This window comes from Embleya sp. NPDC056575, assembly GCF_042793325.1.
Classification (GTDB): domain Bacteria; phylum Actinomycetota; class Actinomycetes; order Streptomycetales; family Streptomycetaceae; genus Embleya.
In genome coordinates this window covers 65,685-82,978 of record NZ_JBHTVA010000021.1, presented here as the reverse complement: position 1 = coordinate 82,978, position 17,294 = coordinate 65,685, and the positions used below count along the sequence as shown (strand labels likewise).

General features: G+C 71.3%; 13 protein-coding genes. 3 read left to right on the top strand and 10 right to left on the bottom strand.

The genetic code is table 11. The features are described 5' to 3' along the window. Positions 1-67: 67 nt before the first annotated feature. Positions 68-1,855 (bottom strand): NAD+ synthase, encoded by a 1,788-nt coding sequence (locus ACFRCG_RS18640; protein WP_380032769.1) that lies wholly within the window; start codon positions 1,853-1,855, stop codon positions 68-70. A 493-nt stretch (positions 1,856-2,348) separates the two neighbouring features. Here ACFRCG_RS18640 and ACFRCG_RS18635 point away from each other — a divergent pair, with 493 nt between their 5' ends. Next, positions 2,349-3,710 carry a glutamine synthetase family protein gene (locus ACFRCG_RS18635; RefSeq protein ID WP_078977486.1) on the top strand — a complete coding sequence of 454 codons (1,362 nt, stop codon included), beginning with the start codon at positions 2,349-2,351 and terminating at the stop codon, positions 3,708-3,710. Between the two features lie 220 nt (positions 3,711-3,930). On the opposite strand, the gene ACFRCG_RS18630 is transcribed toward ACFRCG_RS18635, so the two are convergent. Then, on the bottom strand, positions 3,931-4,557 hold the full coding sequence (locus ACFRCG_RS18630; RefSeq protein ID WP_380032767.1) for a TetR/AcrR family transcriptional regulator: 627 nt from the start codon (positions 4,555-4,557) through the stop codon (positions 3,931-3,933). 244 nt (positions 4,558-4,801) lie between these two features. On the opposite strand from ACFRCG_RS18630, the gene ACFRCG_RS18625 reads away from it, so the two are divergent. After that, positions 4,802-7,819 carry a bifunctional [glutamine synthetase] adenylyltransferase/[glutamine synthetase]-adenylyl-L-tyrosine phosphorylase gene (locus ACFRCG_RS18625; RefSeq protein ID WP_380032765.1) on the top strand — a complete coding sequence of 1,006 codons (3,018 nt, stop codon included), beginning with the start codon at positions 4,802-4,804 and terminating at the stop codon, positions 7,817-7,819. Here ACFRCG_RS18625 and ACFRCG_RS18620 read toward each other — a convergent pair. The 3 genes from ACFRCG_RS18620 to glnA form a co-directional block, all read right to left on the bottom strand. Continuing rightward, positions 7,783-8,691 carry a phosphatase PAP2 family protein gene (locus ACFRCG_RS18620; RefSeq protein WP_380032763.1) on the bottom strand — a complete coding sequence of 303 codons (909 nt, stop codon included), beginning with the start codon at positions 8,689-8,691 and terminating at the stop codon, positions 7,783-7,785. The genes ACFRCG_RS18625 and ACFRCG_RS18620 overlap by 37 nt on opposite strands. A 272-nt stretch (positions 8,692-8,963) precedes the next feature. After that, a complete protein-coding gene (locus tag ACFRCG_RS18615; protein ID WP_380032761.1) occupies positions 8,964-10,409 on the bottom strand; it encodes an MFS transporter in 1,446 nt (481 codons plus the stop codon). A gap of 403 nt (positions 10,410-10,812) precedes the next feature. Continuing rightward, positions 10,813-12,222: a type I glutamate--ammonia ligase gene (glnA, locus tag ACFRCG_RS18610; RefSeq protein ID WP_380032759.1), complete on the bottom strand. Its 1,410-nt coding sequence runs from the start codon at positions 12,220-12,222 to the stop codon at positions 10,813-10,815. A 245-nt stretch (positions 12,223-12,467) separates the two neighbouring features. Between glnA and ACFRCG_RS18605 the strand changes: the two genes are divergently transcribed. Further along, a complete protein-coding gene (locus ACFRCG_RS18605; RefSeq protein ID WP_380012478.1) occupies positions 12,468-12,926 on the top strand; it encodes an RDD family protein in 459 nt (152 codons plus the stop codon). A 139-nt stretch (positions 12,927-13,065) separates the two neighbouring features. Here the strand turns inward: ACFRCG_RS18605 and ACFRCG_RS18600 are convergent, their stop codons facing one another. The 5 genes from ACFRCG_RS18600 to ACFRCG_RS18580 form a co-directional block, all read right to left on the bottom strand. Next, entirely contained in the window at positions 13,066-13,752 is a 687-nt protein-coding gene (locus tag ACFRCG_RS18600) for a DUF4191 domain-containing protein (RefSeq protein WP_078977506.1), read from the bottom strand. A 153-nt stretch (positions 13,753-13,905) separates the two neighbouring features. Continuing rightward, a complete protein-coding gene (locus ACFRCG_RS18595) occupies positions 13,906-14,169 on the bottom strand; it encodes a hypothetical protein (RefSeq protein WP_380032757.1) in 264 nt (87 codons plus the stop codon). A gap of 91 nt (positions 14,170-14,260) precedes the next feature. After that, positions 14,261-15,232: a lipoyl synthase gene (gene lipA / locus ACFRCG_RS18590; protein WP_380032755.1), complete on the bottom strand. Its 972-nt coding sequence runs from the start codon at positions 15,230-15,232 to the stop codon at positions 14,261-14,263. A 265-nt stretch (positions 15,233-15,497) separates the two neighbouring features. After that, complete coding sequence (gene lipB, locus ACFRCG_RS18585) at positions 15,498-16,292, bottom strand: lipoyl(octanoyl) transferase LipB (RefSeq protein WP_380032753.1); 795 nt, start codon at positions 16,290-16,292, stop codon at positions 15,498-15,500. A 28-nt stretch (positions 16,293-16,320) separates the two neighbouring features. Beyond that, entirely contained in the window at positions 16,321-17,031 is a 711-nt protein-coding gene (locus ACFRCG_RS18580) for a hypothetical protein (protein ID WP_380032751.1), read from the bottom strand. Positions 17,032-17,294 lie beyond the last annotated feature (263 nt).

Genomic DNA, 17,294 nt, shown 5'->3' with positions numbered 1-17,294 from the left:
CGCGAAGCCACTGGCCGAAGGGCCCGACCACATCGGTCGGGCCCTTCGGGCGTCTCGGCCTGCGGGCTCACGCCGGCCCGGCCCCCGGTCGGCCGCTTTCGCGCCAGCGGCTGGTGATGGGTAGGCGGCGGTCGCGGCCGAAGGCCTTGAGGGAGATCTTGGTGCCCGGGGGGTATTGGCGCCGCTTGTACTCGGCGGTGTCCACGAGGGCCAGGATGCGGTCCACCAGTGCCGGTTCGAAGCCCGCGGCCACGATCGCGTCGCGGCCCATGTCCCGTTCGACGTAGTCGTCCAGGATGTCGTCGAGCAGTTCGTAGGGCGGCAGCGAGTCGGTGTCGACCTGGCCCGGCCGCAGCTCGGCGCTGGGCGGCTTGGTGATCGAGTTGACCGGGATCGGCGCGACCTCGCCGCGCCGCTCGGCCTCGGCGTTGCGCCAGCGGGCCAGCCGCCACACCGCGGTCTTGGGCACGTCCTTGATCGGTGCGAAGCCGCCCACCGCGTCGCCGTACAGGGTGGAGTAGCCGCAGGCCAGCTCGCTCTTGTTGCCGGTGGCCAGGACCAGGTGGCCCTCCTGGTTGGACAGGCCCATCAAGGTGGTGCCGCGCACCCGTGCCTGGAGGTTCTCCTCGGCCAGGCCGGTCAGCCCGAGCGCGGCCAGGTAGGCGTCGACCATCGGCGCGATCGGCACCTGCCGGTAGTGGAGCCCGATGCGCTCGGCGGTGTCGGCCGCGTCGTCCCTGGAGTGTTCGGAGGAGTAGCTGCTGGGCATCGAGACGCCGTACACGTTGCCGCCGCCCACCGCGTCGGCCGCGATCGCCGCGACCAGGGCCGAGTCGATCCCGCCGGACAGGCCGAGCAGGACCGACTCGAAGCCGTTCTTGGCCACGTAGTCGCGCAGACCGATGACCAGCGCCTGGTAGATCTCCGCGTCGTCGGACAGGGCCGGCGCGATGGTGTGCTCGGCGGCGGGCGCGGGCGGCGGCGCGGACTCCTCCGTCAGCACCACGTGCCGGATGGTCAGGTCGTCGGCCACCGTGTCGTCGGTGCGGGCGAGTCGGGCGTCGACGGTGTGTTGCGGCAGGTCCAGGTCGGCCACGAGCAGTTCCTCGTGGAACTGTGCGGCGCGCGAGAGCAGCCGGCCCCCGGCGTCCACGATCAGCGAGTCGCCGTCGAAGACCAGTTCGTCCTGCCCGCCGAAGGCGTTGACGTAGGCCAGCGTGCAGTCGGCCTCGCGGGCCCGGCGGCGGACCAGGTCGAGCCGCGAATCGTCCTTGCTCACCTCGTACGGCGACGCGTTGATCGACAGCAGCAGTCCGACCCGGGCGGCGCGCGCGGCGGCCACCGGGCCGCCCTCCTGCCACAGGTCCTCGCAGACCGCGATCGCGATGTCCACCCCGCCGATCCGAACGACCAGGAGCCGGTCGCCGGGCACGAAGTAGCGGTATTCGTCGAAGACGCCGTAGTTGGGCAGGTGGTGCTTGGCCGAGCGGGCCGCGATTCGGCCCCGGTGCAGCACCGCGACCGCGTTCTGCGGGGCGCCGGCCGGACGGCCCAGGCGCGGCGCGGACTCCTCGCACCGGTCCAGATAGCCGACCACCACCGCGATCTCGCCCAGCCCCTCGGCGGCGAGCCGGGCGGCGAGGCCCTCCATGGCCAGTCGGGACGCCTCGACGAAGGACGAGCGCAGGGCCAGGTCCTCGACGGGGTAGCCGGTCAGGGCCATCTCCGGGAAGGCCACGAGTGTCGCGCCGCGCTCGGCGGCCCGCCGGGTGCGGCCGACCACCAGCTCGGCGTTGCCGTCGAGGTCGCCGACCGTGGGGTCGATCTGGCTCAGGGCAATGCGAATCCGGGTCACGCGTTCCAATGTACCCGACCCTTGACGTCAAAGTGACGAATAGTCGACGACGGCCACCGCAAGCCATCCGCGACCCGCCCGCGACCCGTGCGTGCGGACCGGGTGCGGCGTGCGATGGCGGCCCCTCGGCCGGACGGAAAACCGCAGGCCAACAGCGGGCGAAAGGCGTTCGCCCGGCCGGGCCCGGGGCTCGGCGTCGAACCGCCCGGAGGATACCCTTGGCACGGTTCACCACCGGGCCCCGACGACTCGCCCGACGGGATTCCCCAACGGGTGTGACGCCGCACGAAACAGCCGCCCCGCAGGTCGTCCCCGCGCGGTTTCGGGGTACCGGAGCACGGGGCGTGGCGAAGCACGGCGGTAGCTGTACGCGGCCGAGGACGCAACGCAAAGGGCACGTAATGTGCTCGAAACCCCGCAGCGGGATACTCGGGTGCCCGCGGTGCCCCTGCCGATCGCTCACAGGCCGTCCGACCTGCAAGGATAGGGAATTATGGATAAGCAGCAGGAGTTCGTGCTCCGCACCCTCGAGGAGCGCGACATCCGGTTCGTGCGGCTCTGGTTCACCGACGTGCTCGGCTTCCTGAAATCCGTCGCGGTGGCACCGGCCGAACTCGAGCAGGCGTTCGCCGAGGGCATCGGCTTCGACGGCTCGGCGATCGAGGGCTTCGCGCGCGTGCACGAGTCGGACATGCTCGCCAAGCCGGACCCGGCCACGTTCCAGATACTGCCGTGGCGGGCCGAGGCCCCCGGTACCGCTCGCATGTTCTGCGACATCCTGATGCCCGACGGCTCGCCGTCCTTCGCCGACCCGCGCTACGTGCTCAAGCGCACCCTGGAGCGGGCCTCGGAGAAGGGCTTCACCTTCTACACGCACCCCGAGATCGAGTTCTTCCTGCTGAAGGAGAAGCCGGTCGACGGGACCCCGCCGACGCCGATCGACCACAGCGGCTACTTCGACCACACCCCGCAGCCGGTCGGCCAGGACTTCCGCCGCCAGGCGATCACCATGCTCGAGAACATGGGCATCTCGGTCGAGTTCAGCCACCACGAGGGCGCGCCGGGCCAGCAGGAGATCGACCTGCGCTACGCCGACGCGCTGAGCACGGCGGACAACATCATGACCTTCCGCCTGGTGGTCAAGGAGGTCGCGCTGGAGCAGGGCGTGCACGCGTCCTTCATGCCCAAGCCGTTCTCCGAGCACCCGGGCTCGGGGATGCACACCCACCTGTCCCTGTTCGAGGGCGACCGCAACGCGTTCTACGAGGCCGGCGCCGAGTACCAACTCTCCAAGGTCGGCCGCTCGTTCATCGCCGGGCTGCTGCGGCACGCGGGCGAGATGGCCGCGATCACGAATCAGTGGGTCAACTCGTACAAGCGGCTGTGGGGCGCGTCGGCGCGCACCGCGGGCATGGGCGGTGAGGCGCCGTCCTACATCTGCTGGGGCCACAACAACCGCTCCGCCCTGGTGCGGGTGCCGATGTACAAGCCCACCAAGGGGCAGTCCACCCGGATCGAGGTGCGCCAGATCGACTCGGCGTGCAACCCCTACCTGGCGTACGCGGTGCTGCTCGGCGCCGGGCTCAAGGGCGTCGAGGAGGGCTACGAGCTGCCCCCGGGCGCCGAGGACGACGTGTGGGCGCTGACCGACGCCGAGCGGCGCGCGCTCGGCATCGCGCCGCTGCCGCAGAACCTGGCCGAGGCGATCGCGCTGATGGAGCGCAGCGAGTTGCTGCCGGAGATCCTGGGCGAGCACGTCTTCGAGTTCTTCCTGCGCAACAAGCGGCACGAGTGGGAGGAGTACCGCCAGCAGGTGACTCCCTTCGAGCTGAAGCGCTACCTGCCGGTGCTCTGAGGCGGGCACCGGCACGGCCGCCGGTCCGGCACCGTCCCGACTCCGGGGCGCCGGCACGTCGAACGGCCCGACCCCACCGGGGATCGGGCCGTCGGTCGTCGGGCGGCGCGGGGCGTTCGGACGTACGGGCCGCCGGGGTCTCGGGGCCTCGTGTCCGGGGCATCCTCGCCCGGACGTGCTCGGGACGTCCGGGCCCGGGACCTGCCCGGGACGGCCGCGCTCAGGACATCGGCGGGCCGAGCAGCTCCAGGATGTAGCGGACGTAGGCGTCCTTCTCCTCGCCCTGCGGCAGCAGCTGCGGCGCGCCCCGGCGGATCAGCGCGATGCCGACGGTCATGGTCAGCGCGGTCAGCGCATGCCGGTAGGCGGCGTCGGCGGGCAGGCCCAGCTCCTCGGTCAGTCGGGCGCCGAACTCCAGCCGCCGGCGGGTGACCTGCTCCAGGATCGGGCCGACCACCGGGTGCTGGGCGTGGATCAGCAGCGTGGTGGTGATGTCCGCGCCGCTGGGCGCGGTGAACGCGTACTCGGTGAGTCGGCGCCCACGCTCGACCGGATCCTCGATCCGTTCGGCCGAGGCCATCAGTTCCTCGGACTCGGCCACCCAGCGCTCCAGGGCGGCCTGGATGAGCGAGTCGCGATCCTTGAAGTGCCAGTAGAAACTGCCCTTGGTGGTGCCGAGGCGTTCCGCGAGGGGTTCCACCGCGACCGCGCCCAGGCCGCCTTCCCGCATCGCCTCCAGGGCCGCTCGAGCCCAGTCCTCTCGGCTGAGGGTGCGGCGGCCGGGGCGAGCGGACCGTTCCGGTTCGTCGTCTGATTGAACCCTCTCCGAGGGAACACCGTTGCGCATGGCACCTACGCTAACGTAGGGTGACGTCCCGTACGGTGGCGTATGGCGGCTCGTCGCTACGGAGGCCTCTTCGGGCCGTGGGACGGACGGCTCGCAGAGTGGAATCGTCGTTCACCACCGGACGAGGGCGCGCCGCACATGTGTTCGCCGCGGTCGGGGGGCTCGGCGAACCCCCGGTGCGGCGCGTCCACATTCCCAGTTCCGTGCTTGATCGATCAGTCGTTTGACCGGATACGCTCGGTCGGTGACCTCTGTGGATCAGCCTCGCGAACCGGCGGCCACCGACGGGCGTCTGGTGCGACTGGGCTTCACCGACATCGCGAGCGCCGCGCGCAACCTGCGCGATCCGGCCCTGCTCGGCGCGGGCGACGACCCGCTCTTCCTGGACGCGCTGGCCGCCACCGCCGACCCCGACCTCGCGCTGCTCGGCCTGGTCCGACTCGCCGAGGCCGCCGCCGACCGCTCGGTCCTGCTGTCCACGCTCGCGTCCGCGAAGCCCTTCCGGGACCGGATACTGGGCGTCCTCGGGGTCAGCGCCGCGCTCGGCGACCACCTCGCCCGGCACCCCGACGACTGGCGCTCCCTGGTCACCTACGACGTCCGCGACGCCCGGCCCACCCCGGCCTACTTCCACACCGAACTCACCGGCGCGCTCACCGGCCTGCGCGGCGACCCGGCGCTCGACGCGCTGCGCGTCGGCTACCGGCGCTGCCTGCTTTCCATCGCCGCGCGCGACGTGTGCGGCTCGGCCGACGAGCCGACGGTGGCCGCCGAACTCGCCGACCTGGCCGGCGCCACCCTGGACGCCGCGCTCGACCTGGTCCGCCGCGAGCACCCGGTCGAGGCCGAACAGTGCCGGCTGGCGGTGATCGGCATGGGCAAGTGCGGCGGACGCGAACTCAACTACATCAGCGACGTGGACGTGGTCTTCGTCGCCGAGGCCCCGCCCGGCGTGTCGGAGGGCGTCGCGGTCGCCGCCGCCAACCGGCTCGCCGGCGCCCTGATGCGGGCCTGCTCGGCGACCACCGTCGAGGGCTCGATCTGGGAGGTCGACGCCAACCTGCGCCCCGAGGGCCGCAACGGCCCGCTCACCCGGACCCTGGCCAGCCACCTCGCCTACTACGAACGCTGGGCCAAGACCTGGGAGTTCCAGGCCCTGCTCAAGGCCCGCCCGGTGGCCGGCGACCCGGCCCTGGGCCGCAAGTACATGGACAGCGTCTCGCCCATGGTGTGGACCGCGGCCGGCCGGGAGAACTTCGTCGCCGACGTGCAGGCGATGCGCCGCCGGGTGGTGGACAGCATCCCCGCGCGCGAGGTGGCGCGCGAGGTCAAGCTCGGGCCGGGCGGCCTGCGCGACATCGAATTCGCCGTGCAGCTGCTCCAGCTGGTGCACGGCAAATCCGACCCGACGCTGCGCCACGGCTCCACCCTGGAGGCGCTCGCCGCGCTGTCCGCCGCCGGCTACGTGGGCCGCGACGACGCTGCCGGGCTGGACGCCGCGTACCGCTTCCTGCGCACCCTCGAACACCGCATCCAACTCTTCCGGCTGCGCCGCACCCACCTGTTGCCCACCGACCCGGGCGAACTGCGCCGGATCGCCCGCTCGATGGGGATGCGCTCGAACCCGGTGGGCGAGTTGGAGAAGGCCTGGAAGCAGCAGACGCTGGAGGTGCGCCGGCTGCACGAGAAACTGTTCTACCGGCCGCTCCTGGACGCGGTCGCCCGGCTCAAGCCCGGCGAGCAGCGGCTCACCGCCGAGGCCGCGCGGGCCCGGTTCGAGGCGCTGGGCTATGCCGATCCGGCCGCCGCGATGCGCCACCTGGAGGCGCTGGCGTCCGGGGTGAGCAGGCGGGCCTCGATCCAGCGCACGCTGTTGCCGGTGATGCTGAGCTGGTTCGCCGACTCGGCCGATCCCGACGCCGGTCTGCTCGCGTTTCGGCAGGTCTCCGACGCGCTCGGCAACACGCACTGGTACCTGCGGCTGCTGCGCGACTCGGGGGCGGGTGCTTCCGGGGCGGCGGCGGAGAACATGGCCCGGGTGCTCGCCTCGGGGCGGCTCGCGCCGGATCTGCTGCTGCGTGCGCCCGAGGCGGTGGCGATACTCGGCGACGGGGACGGGTTGCGGCCGCGTTCGCGGGCGGCGCTCGAGACCGAGATCCTGGCCGCGGTCGGGCGGGCGCCGGGGCCGGAGAGCGCGGTACAGGCGGCGCGCAGCGTGCGCCGACGGGAGCTGTTTCGGATCGTCGCCGCCGACGTGCTGGGCCGACTGGACGTGGACGCCATCGGCCGGGCACTGACCGACGTCAACGCCGCGACGCTGACCGGCGCGCTGCGGGCCGCCGTCGACGGGTACGAGCGCGAGCGAGGGCCGATCCCGGCCCGGATCGCCATCATCGCGATGGGCCGGTTCGGCGGCTACGAGCAGGGATACGGCAGCGACGCCGACGTGATGTTCGTGTACGAGCCGATCGAGGGCTCGCCGGAGGAGCCGGCCGCCAAGGCCGCACAGCGGGTGTGCAACGAGGTGCGCCGGCTGCTGCAGATCCCGTCCACCGACCCGCCGCTGCTGATCGACGCCGACCTGCGCCCCGAGGGCCGGCAGGGGCCGCTGGTGCGCACGCTCGCGTCGTACCGGGCCTACTACGAGCGTTGGTCCAAGCTGTGGGAGAGCCAGGCCCTGCTGCGCGCCGACGTCACCTCGGGCGACGCCGACCTGGGCCTGCGGTTCCTGGCGCTGGTCGAACCGGTGCGCTACCCGTGCCGAGGGATCGACGACGGCCAGGTCCGCGAGATCCGCCGGATGAAGGCCCGGATCGAGGCCGAGCGGCTGCCGCGCGGGGCCGACCCGACCACGCACACCAAGCTGGGCCGGGGTGGTCTGGCCGACGTGGAGTGGGTGGTGCAACTGCTCCAGCTGCGGCACGCGCACGAGGTGCCCGCGCTGCGGGTGACCGGCACCCGACAGGGGCTGGCGGCGGCCCGGGACGCGGGGCTGCTCGACGCGCACGACGCCCGGGTCCTGGACGACGCGTGGGTCGAGGCCACCAGGGTGCGCAACGCGGTGATGATCGTACGTGGCCGGTCCTCCGACAGCTTCCCGTCCGACGTGCGCGAGTTGGGCGGGGTGGCCCGGCTGCTCGGGCACGCGTCGGACGAGACGGGCAGCCTGCTGGAGGAGTATCGGCGGGTGACCAGGCTGGCGCGGGCCGTGGTGGAGCGGGTCTTCTACGGCGAGGACGAGATTTCGACGGGCTCGCGCTGAGGCTTCGCGCGAGGGGCGTCGGGCGTGTGGTCGTCGTCGTGCCCGTCGTCGTGCCTGCCGTCGGCTTTGTTGTCCGGCGGCGGTGGCGGCGCGGCCCGCGGGTCGTCCGGCGGATACTGCGGGAAGCGGTACGCGGAGCGTCCGTTGACCAGGCACTGGACGCCGAAGGCCGCGGCCAGGGTGATCCAGCCGCCGACCGCGTCGAGCACGAAGTGGTTGCCGGTCGCCACGATCACGAACAGGGTGGCGACCGGGTACAGGACGCCCAGCACCTTGGCCCACAACGGCCGGGCGAACATCACGATCGCGAGCGCGCACCACGTCGACCAGCCGATGTGCATCGACGGCATCGCCGCGTACTGGTTGGAGACGTTCTTCATGTCGCCGGACGCCATCGATCCCCACGTGTGGTGGACCAGGACGGTGTCGATGTAGCCCGCGCCGGGCAGCAGCCGCGGCGGCGCGAGGGCGTAGAAGAAGTAGCCGAACAGGGCCAGACCGGTGGTCAGGAACAACACCGTGCGCACGGCCCGGTAGCGGCCGGGGTGTTTGTGGAACAGCCACACCAGAACACCGATGGTGACCACGAAGTGCAGCGTGGCGTAGTAGTAGTTCATCGGCACGATCAACCACGTGATGCCGTTGACGGCGTGGTTCACGCTGTGTTCGATGTCGATGTGCAGTGCCTTCTCGACATCGAGGAGTTGCCAGGCGCGGTCCACCGCGAGGTGTTCACGCTCGGGCACCGCGTTGCGAATCAGTGAGTAGACCCAGTAGCTCAACGCCACCAACGCGAGTTCGACCACGAATCGCGGACGACGCGGCGTGTGCAGATATACCCGCAATCGGGTCATCGTGGGGATTGGCTGCATGGATTTCCGTCCGGCTTCGTCGGTCAGCCGTCGCCCCGACGGCGGCATGGTCTCTCGGCTCGGATTGCCCCCCATGACTCAAGTCTGCCAGAGCCCGCCCCCGGGCCGATCACCCCGTGGGGCCATCCGGGGGCGGTCTTCTCCTTCTTCGGACGGAGGAAACGCACGTCGCGAGGGTGCGCGAAGGCCGCCCTCCGTGGAGATGGAGGGCGGCCTTCGGAGTGTCGGACGGGGTTCGTGACATCGGTCGGGGCCCGTGGGCCGGTGTGTGATCAGGGGGTCGGGACGGACTCGGGGGCGGGGTCGGCGGAGGTCGGGTCGGCGGCGCCGGCGGGCTTGCGCAGGGTGATCGCGGCGATCACCGCGCCGGCGGCGGCGATGGCGGAGGCACCGAGGAACGCGGCGGAGAAGCCGTCGGTGAGCGCGCCGGGGTTGCCGACCTCCTGGGCGCCGTGTGCGGCGGCGACGGCGGTCATCGCGGCCAGGCCGAGGGCCGAGCCGATCTGGTAGCTGGTGTTGACGATGCCGGAGGCGAGGCCGCCCTCCTCGGGACGGGCGCTGGAGATCGCGGTGCCCAGGGACGGGATGAAGGCGAGCGCCATGCCGGCGGCGGCGAGCAGGGAGGCGGGCAGCACGTCGACCCAGTAGTTGCCGTCGGAGCGGACGAAGGACAGCCACAACATGCCGCCGGCGAGCGCGATCAGACCGGTGACCACCAGCGGGTTGGGACCGAAGCGGGCGATCAGGCGCGGTGCGAGCACGATCATCATGAGCATGATGGCCACGGTCATCGGCAGCAGGGCCGAGCCGGAGGCGAAGGCACCCAGGCCGAGCACCTGCTGGAGGTAGAGGTTGAGGAAGAACCACATCGGGATCCAGGCCGCGGCCATCAGCAGCTGGGCCAGGTTGGCCCCGGCGAGGTTGGGCGTACGCAGGATGCGCAGCGGCATCAGCGGCTCGGCCTTCTTCGCCTGGAGCAGCAGGAACAGGGCGATCAGGCCGATTCCGGCGACGAGGACCACCAGGGTCTCGGCGGAGCCCCAACCGGTCTCGGGGGCACGCACGACGGCGTAGACGGCGACGCCGAGTCCGGCGGTGGCGAGGATGGCGCCGAGCACGTCGATCGAACCGCGCCGGGCGGGGGCGTCCGGCATCAGCGACGGGGTGGCGACCAGGGCGAGTACGGCGACGGGGATGTTGATGTAGAAGACCCACGGCCAGCTGGCGTATTCGGTGATCAGGCCGCCCAGGAAGACGCCGGCGGTGCCACCGGCGGGCGCGGCGGCGCCGTACAGCGCGAACGCCTTGGTCAGCTCCTTGGGATTGCCGCCGAAGAGCATCATCAGCAGGGTCAGCGCCGAGGGCGCGATGAGCGCGGCACCGACACCCTGGACGGCCCGCCCGGCGAGCTCGACCCACACCTCGCCGGCGAGCCCGGCGGCCAGCGACCCGACACCCAGGATCGCCCAGCCGAGCGAGAACACCCGCTTGGCGCCGAACAGGTCGGACAACCGCCCACCGAGCAGGAGCAGCCCGCCGAAGGCGACCACGTAGGCGTTGAAGACCCAGGACAGGTTCTCCTGCGAGAACCCGAGATCGGTACGCATCTCGGGCAGGGCCACGCCGATGATCGACGTGTCCATGATGACCATGAACTGCGCGAGCGCAATGAGCGCAAGCGCCGTCCAGCGACGCGGATTGGCTTGTGGTTCGGACATCGCGATCACTCCATAGATACGACCGGGGGGTATCCGGCGACCAGGAACATACCCGAGGGGGGTATGTGAAATCCAGAGCTGCGCGAAAAATACCTGAGGGGGGTATGCAATCGGCATGCGTAAAGCCTCATCACATGCCAAAACGCCCGCACCGGGGTGATGCCCGCGAGGGCGCGGCAAAGCCCGGCACGGGGCACGCGACGGAGATCGGGAGGCGGGGGAGGCCGGGAGACCGCTACTTCGCGAGCGACGCCCGAAGCCGATCGATCGTCAACCAAGGTTCGCCGCGGTGCACCATGCGGTGGCAGTCGACCCGGACGAGCACAAGAAAGGCCGCCGACCGCGTGATGGCAGCGGTCGACGGCCTTGTCTTCGGGAGGGGGCGGGGCCGCCCTCGGGGGGTTTAGATGTCGAAGTAGAGCTCGAACTCGTGGGGGTGGGGGCGCAGGCGGACCGGGTCGATTTCCTTGGTGCGCTTGTATTCGATCCAGGTGTCGATCAGGTCCTGGGTGAAGACGCCGCCTTCGAGGAGGTACTCGTGGTCGGCCTCCAGGGCGTCGAGGACCTCGGCGAGGGTGCCGGGGACCTGGGGGACGGCCTGGTGCTCGTCGGGGGCCAGCTCGTACAGGTCCTTGTCGACCGGCTCCAGCGGCTCGATCTTGTTCTTGACGCCGTCGAGGCCGGCCATCAGCTGGGCGGCGAAGGCCAGGTACGGGTTGGCCGACGGGTCCGGGACGCGGAACTCGACGCGCTTGGCCTTCGGGTTGCTGCCCGTGATCGGGATGCGGATGCAGGCCGAGCGGTTGCGCTGCGAGTAGACCAGGTTGACCGGCGCCTCGAAGCCCGGGACCAGGCGGTGGTACGAGTTCACCGTCGGGTTGGTGAAGGCCAGCAGCGACGGGGCGTGCTTGAGCAGGCCGCCGATGAAGTAGCGGGCGGTGTCCGACAACCCCGCGTAGCCCTGCTCGTCGTAGAACAGCGGCGAGCCGTCGGCCCACAGTGACATGTGGCAGTGCATGCCCGAGCCGTTGTCGCCGAAGATCGGCTTCGGCATGAAGGTCGCGGTCTTGCCGTTGCGCCACGCGACGTTCTTGACGATGTACTTGAACAGCATCAGGTCGTCGGCCGCCGCGAGCAGCGTGTTGAACTTGTAGTTGATCTCGGCCTGGCCGGCGGTGCCCACCTCGTGGTGCTGGCGCTCGATCTCCAGACCCGCCGCCTCCAGCTCCAGGGAGATCTCCGCGCGCAGGTCGGCGAAGTGGTCGACCGGCGGGGTCGGGAAGTAGCCGCCCTTGTAGCGGACCTTGTAGCCGCGGTTGTTCTCCTCCGCACCGGTGTTCCAGGCGCCCGCCTCGGAGTCGATGTGGTAGAAGGACTCGTTCGCGCCGGTCGAGAAGCGCACGCTGTCGAACACGTAGAACTCGGCCTCGGGGCCGAAGTACGCCGTGTCGGCGATGCCGGTGCCGGCGAGGTAGCGCTCGGCCTTCTTCGCGATGTTGCGCGGGTCCCGGCTGTACTCCTCATCCGTCAGCGGGTCGTGGATGAAGAAGTTGATGTTGAGCGTCTTGTCCTTGCGGAACGGGTCGAGTCGCGCCGTGGACAGGTCCGGACGAAGCGCCATGTCCGACTCGTGGATCGCCTGGAAGCCGCGGATCGAGGATCCGTCGAAGGCCAGCGTCTCACTCGGGTCGAACGTCTTCGCCGGAACCGTGAAGTGCTGCATCACGCCAGGCAGGTCGCAAAAACGAACGTCGATGAACTTGACGTCGTTGTCGGCGATGTATCGCGACACCTCTTCGGCGTTGTTGAACATCAATCCTCCTCGACCCGGCGCCAGGCGCGGGTAGTTGCGTTCGCGGGGAGCGGCCTCCTCCCCGGTGGCCACTAGGCCATGAAGGTAGGCGCGAGCGGTTTCCCGTCGGTGTCCCTCGTGTTTCCGGGATGTTACGCACCCACCCGTACGGTCTAGCCGGTTTGCCTGGATGCGTGCCCGTGATCGGCCGCCCGTACGCCCACCCCGGAGCGGGTGAATCGGCCCGGCTCGTCTACTTTGGAGGGGTGGACGAGAACACGAGCGCATCGCGGACCCAGGCATCCGGGGCGGCGGACGACGAATTCGCCTACCGCGGCAAGCGTCTCGGGCTGCCCGAGGACGGACCCAATTCACTGGCGCCGACCGGGCGCCGGCTCCTTGCCCTGGTCATCGACTGGGGCATCTGCTACGTCATCGCGCTGTCCTTCCTCGGCGGCGGCAAGCTCAACGCGGTCGGCACCAGCTGGGGCACGCTCGGCGTGTTCGCCGTGGAGAACCTGCTCCTGGTGAGCACGCTCGGCTGGACCCTGGGCAAGCGGATCATGGGCATCCGGGTGGTCTCGGTCACCCGCGGCTCGCTGCTGCCGCTGGCGGTCGTGGTGCGGACGTTCCTGTTGTGCCTGGTGATTCCGCCGGCCATCTACGACCGGGACGGGCGCGGCTTCCACGACAAGGCGGTCGGCACGGCGGTGGTCCGGGCCTAGGACCTCCTGCGACGTCCCGCGGCCCGAAACGGAAGAGACGGAAGAGAGCGGCGGCGATCCGGGGTCGGATCGCCGCCGCTCTCGCGTCGAACGGGGGACGGGGCGCGGTGGTCGCGCGGGTGCGTGGCGCCGGGGTGGGTCAGCCGCGCGGGCCGCGCGGCATGCGCGCGCCCTTCGGCATCGGGCCCTTGGGCACCGGCATGTTCTTCATCAGGTCGCCGACCGCCCGCAGCCGGTCGTTGACCTGCGCGACCTCGGGCTTGGCCATGGTCGGGGTCAGCTTCATGATGTGCCGCTGGAGCTTGAGCAGCGGGACCTGACCCTCGTCGTTGCCGACGATGATCGTGTGCACCGTGGTGTTCGCCGCCAGTCGGGACATGCGCTTCTTCTCATCGGCCAACAGTCGCGTCACGCGACCCGTCTGACCCTCGCCCACCAGGATGATGCCGGGGCGACCCACGGCGCGGTGTACGACATCCTGGTTGCGGGTGATGGCCACGGTGGGGGTCACGACCCAGCCACGCTTGAGTGACTGCATGACCGCCAACGCGGCGCCGGGCTGGCCCTCCATCTGGCCGAGCACCGACTTCTCGGCCCTGCGTCCGAAGATGAAGGCCGCCGCGAGCAGACCCACGAGGGCACCGAAGATGCCCAGGTAGATCGGATGTCCCCACCAGAAGCCGATGGCCAGGAGTACTGCGAATACGCCCAGGCCCCAGGCCGCCACAATCAAGCCGACCCACGGATCGGCCTTCTTCGTCTGCTGGTAGGCGAGCCGGATCTGCTTCAGCCGGCCGCTCTTCTCGGATGGTTCCTTGCTCGCCATGTGAAAAGGATACTGGCGTGCCGTCCACCGGGGACAATGCCTGGCGCCGGCTTGTCGCGACCTTCCCGCCGAAGGCGCGGCGATCCGGCCGTCCGGCGGGAAATCCATCCCCCGAGGACGGCCGAATCACGGGCCGACCCGCCCCGCGCGGCGCTAGCGCGAGCCGGCGCCCGGCGCGGGCTTGACCGGGGCGAGCCGGGCCAGGATGTCGGAGGCCTCGGCGCGGGCCCGGGCGCGGCTGCGGTCGGCGCACACGGCCGCCCACGCGTTGCGGCGGGCGGTGCGCTGACCACCCTCGAACATCAGGACGGTCTCGACGGCCCGGAAGACCCGGCCGACGGTGGCCCGGCGTGCGGCGAGGCCGCGATCGAACGCGCCGCGCAGCACCGAGGCGTTGTCCTGCTGCGTGTCTGGCATGAGGTCGTCCCCCTAGCTGTGCTCGATGCGAGCTTCGGCCGCACCACGGCCGACTCTCGCGACACTGTGTTGCCCGATGATGGCGCCCGGGTCACACCGAGGTGAAACTCTGCGCACCTTCGGCCGACGCGGCGCGCGTCTCGCGCACCTCCAGGGCTTGGCGGTACAGCCGACCCGCGCGGTACGACGAGCGGACCAGGGGTCCGGAGAGCACGCCCGCGAAGCCGATCTCCTCGGCCTCCTCGTTCAGCTCGACGAACTCCTCCGGCTTCACCCAGCGCTCGACGGGGTGGTGCCGCACGCTCGGCCGCAGGTATTGCGTGATGGTCAGCAGTTCGCAGCCGGCGTCGTGCAGGTCCTGCATCGCCTGGCTGATCTCGGCGCGCTCCTCGCCCATGCCCAGGATCAGGTTGGACTTGGTGACCAGACCCGCCGCCCGGGCCTGGCCGATCACGTCGAGCGAGCGCTCGTAGCGAAAGCCCGGCCGGATGCGCTTGAAGATGCGCGGCACGGTCTCGATGTTGTGCGCCAGCACCTCGGGGCGCGAGGAGAACACCTCGGCCAACTGGTCCGGCTGCGCGGTGAAGTCCGGGATCAGCAGCTCGACGCCGGTGCCCGGGTTCAGCTCCTTGATCTGCCGGACGGTCTCCGCGTACAACCACGCGCCGCCGTCGGGAAGGTCGTCGCGGGCCACGCCCGTGACCGTGGCGTACTTCAGCCCCATCGCCTGGACCGACTCGGCCACCCGACGCGGCTCGTCGCGGTCCAACTCGGCGGGCTTGCCGGTGTCGATCTGGCAGAAGTCGCAGCGCCGGGTGCACTGGTCGCCGCCGATCAGGAAGGTCGCCTCGCGGTCTTCCCAGCACTCGTAGATGTTGGGACAGCCCGCTTCCTCACACACCGTGTGCAGCCCCTCGCGCTTCACGAGTTGCTTGAGCTCGGTGTATTCGGGGCCCATCTTCGCCCGGGTCTTGATCCACGAAGGCTTGCGCTCGATGGGAGTCTCGGCGTTGCGGACTTCCAGGCGAAGCAGCTTGCGGCCGTCGGGTGCGACAGCGGACACGCGCGACTCCCTCTTCTCGGGTCGGCCTGCGGGCGGGACAGACCGCAGTGGGCCCGACAGGATGGGACGGGCCCGTGGTGGGGCGGTACGTCCAGAGTACGCCGAGCGAATCGGCGCTCCGGACGCCCCGTCAAGTGGCAACCGGGACGAACCCGGGTGGATTCCCCGGCGGTCGGGTCCGGGACGAGGCGTGCGTCACGCGGCGCGGGTCGTGCGGTGCGCGTCACGCGGTGCCCGCTGCGCGGCTCGCGTCACGCGGCTCGTGTCACGCCGGGATCCGGGCGAAGACGTCGGCCAGGTGCCGCTCGGCCAGCGGCAGGATCTCGGCGACGGTGACCTCGCGGCCGAGTTCGCGGCTGAGCGAGGTGACCCCGGCGTCCTTGATGCCGCACGGCACGATGCGGTCGTAGTAGGTCATGTCGGCGTCGCAGTTGATCGCGAAGCCGTGCATGGTGACCTTGCGCGAGACCCGGACGCCGATCGCCGCGAGCTTGCGGTCGTCGCCGCGCTGCCCCGCGTTGGAGGGCGCGTACTCCGGACCGGCCAGGCGGGGGTCGAACTCGGGGTGCAGGCGCGGGTCGGGCGCGGCCGTGAGCCGGCTGTCCAGGCGCAGGTCGAGGCCGCCGGTCGGGGCGGCCGGCTGCGGCACCGCGTCGCCCAGGACCCACACGCCGCTGCGTCCCTCGATCCGGGTGGTCTCCAGACCCAGGTCGGCGCAGACCCGGATCAGCGCCTCCTCCATCCGACGCACGTGCGCGACCACGTCGACCGGCTCGGGAAGGCGCACGATCGGGTAGCCGACGAGCTGGCCGGGACCGTGCCAGGTGATCTTGCCGCCGCGGTCGACGTCGACCACGGGCGTGCCGTCCATCGGGCGCTCGGACGGGTCGGTACGGCGGCCGGCGGTGTAGACCGCGGGGTGTTCCAGGAGCAGACAGGTGTCGCCGACCTCGCCGCTCACCACCTGCTCGTGCACGCGGCGCTGTTCCTCCCAGGCGGCCTCGTACGGAACGGCGTCGGCGCCGAGGCCCAGGTGCACGAATCGCAAGAAGCTGGTCACGCCCACCAGCGTACGACGGGGTCGAACCTCACCCGCGACCGGCGTCGAGGCCGCGGACTCGGCAGGTCACGCCGGTGAAGGTGCAGCCGATCGCCTCGACCCGGCCGTACAGGCCGAACTCGATCACCACGCTCGCCCCGGGCGCCAGCGGTCCCCGGCCGCGGGCGGTCGCGACGCCGCGATCGGTGCTGGTGCGCATGTCCTCGCCGTAGAGCATGGTGAAGCCGCTCTGCCGGCCCGACGTGGTGAGCGTGAGGTCCCAGGCGGGCAGCGGGCGCGGGGTGCGGTTGGTGATCACCACGGTGCCGTCGGCGCCCCAGCCGGAGTCGGTCACGGTGGCGTCGACGGAGATGTCCGCGGGGCCGGTGGTGGCGGGCGGCGGCGGGACGGGCGGGGCCGGCGGCGCGCTCGAACGGGTCGCGGTCGCGCTCGCCCCGGGGTTGGCGCTCGCCGAGGCGGACGGGGAGCGGGTCGCCGACCGTGTCGCGCTCGCGGTCGTCGGCGGGCCCGTGGCGGTGGCCGTACCCGCGCCCGGGCTCGCCGCGGCGGTGCCGGGCAGCGGGAACGCGGGCGCCGGCAGCGGCAGGTTCCGCTCGAGCGAGACCGGGGCGTCGCCCCGATCCGAGTCGCCGAGTCCGGCGAACAGGAAGACCCCGCTGGTGAGCAGCAGGCAGACGATCGCGACCGCGGCGAGGGGGATCACGATCCCGCGGGCGGTGTCGTCCGATTGCCGGGTCACGCGTGCGTTTCCTTCGCCTGGTCGCGGGCGGCTCGCGATTCCCGGACACTCCGGCCGATGTGGCCCGACGCCCCCGAGGCGCGTCCGCGCGGACGTCGGCCGCGCGGAAGTCGATCACCCCAACGGGTGAACTGCCTCGCGCATGTTCCACCACCGCTACGCGCATCGCAAGCGGCGGCAGGCTGGTGACAGCGCGGTGGATCCGTGTCGTCGATTCGGCAGGTTTTGCCGAACTTGGCCGAACCGGGGCTTCCTCGGGGCGA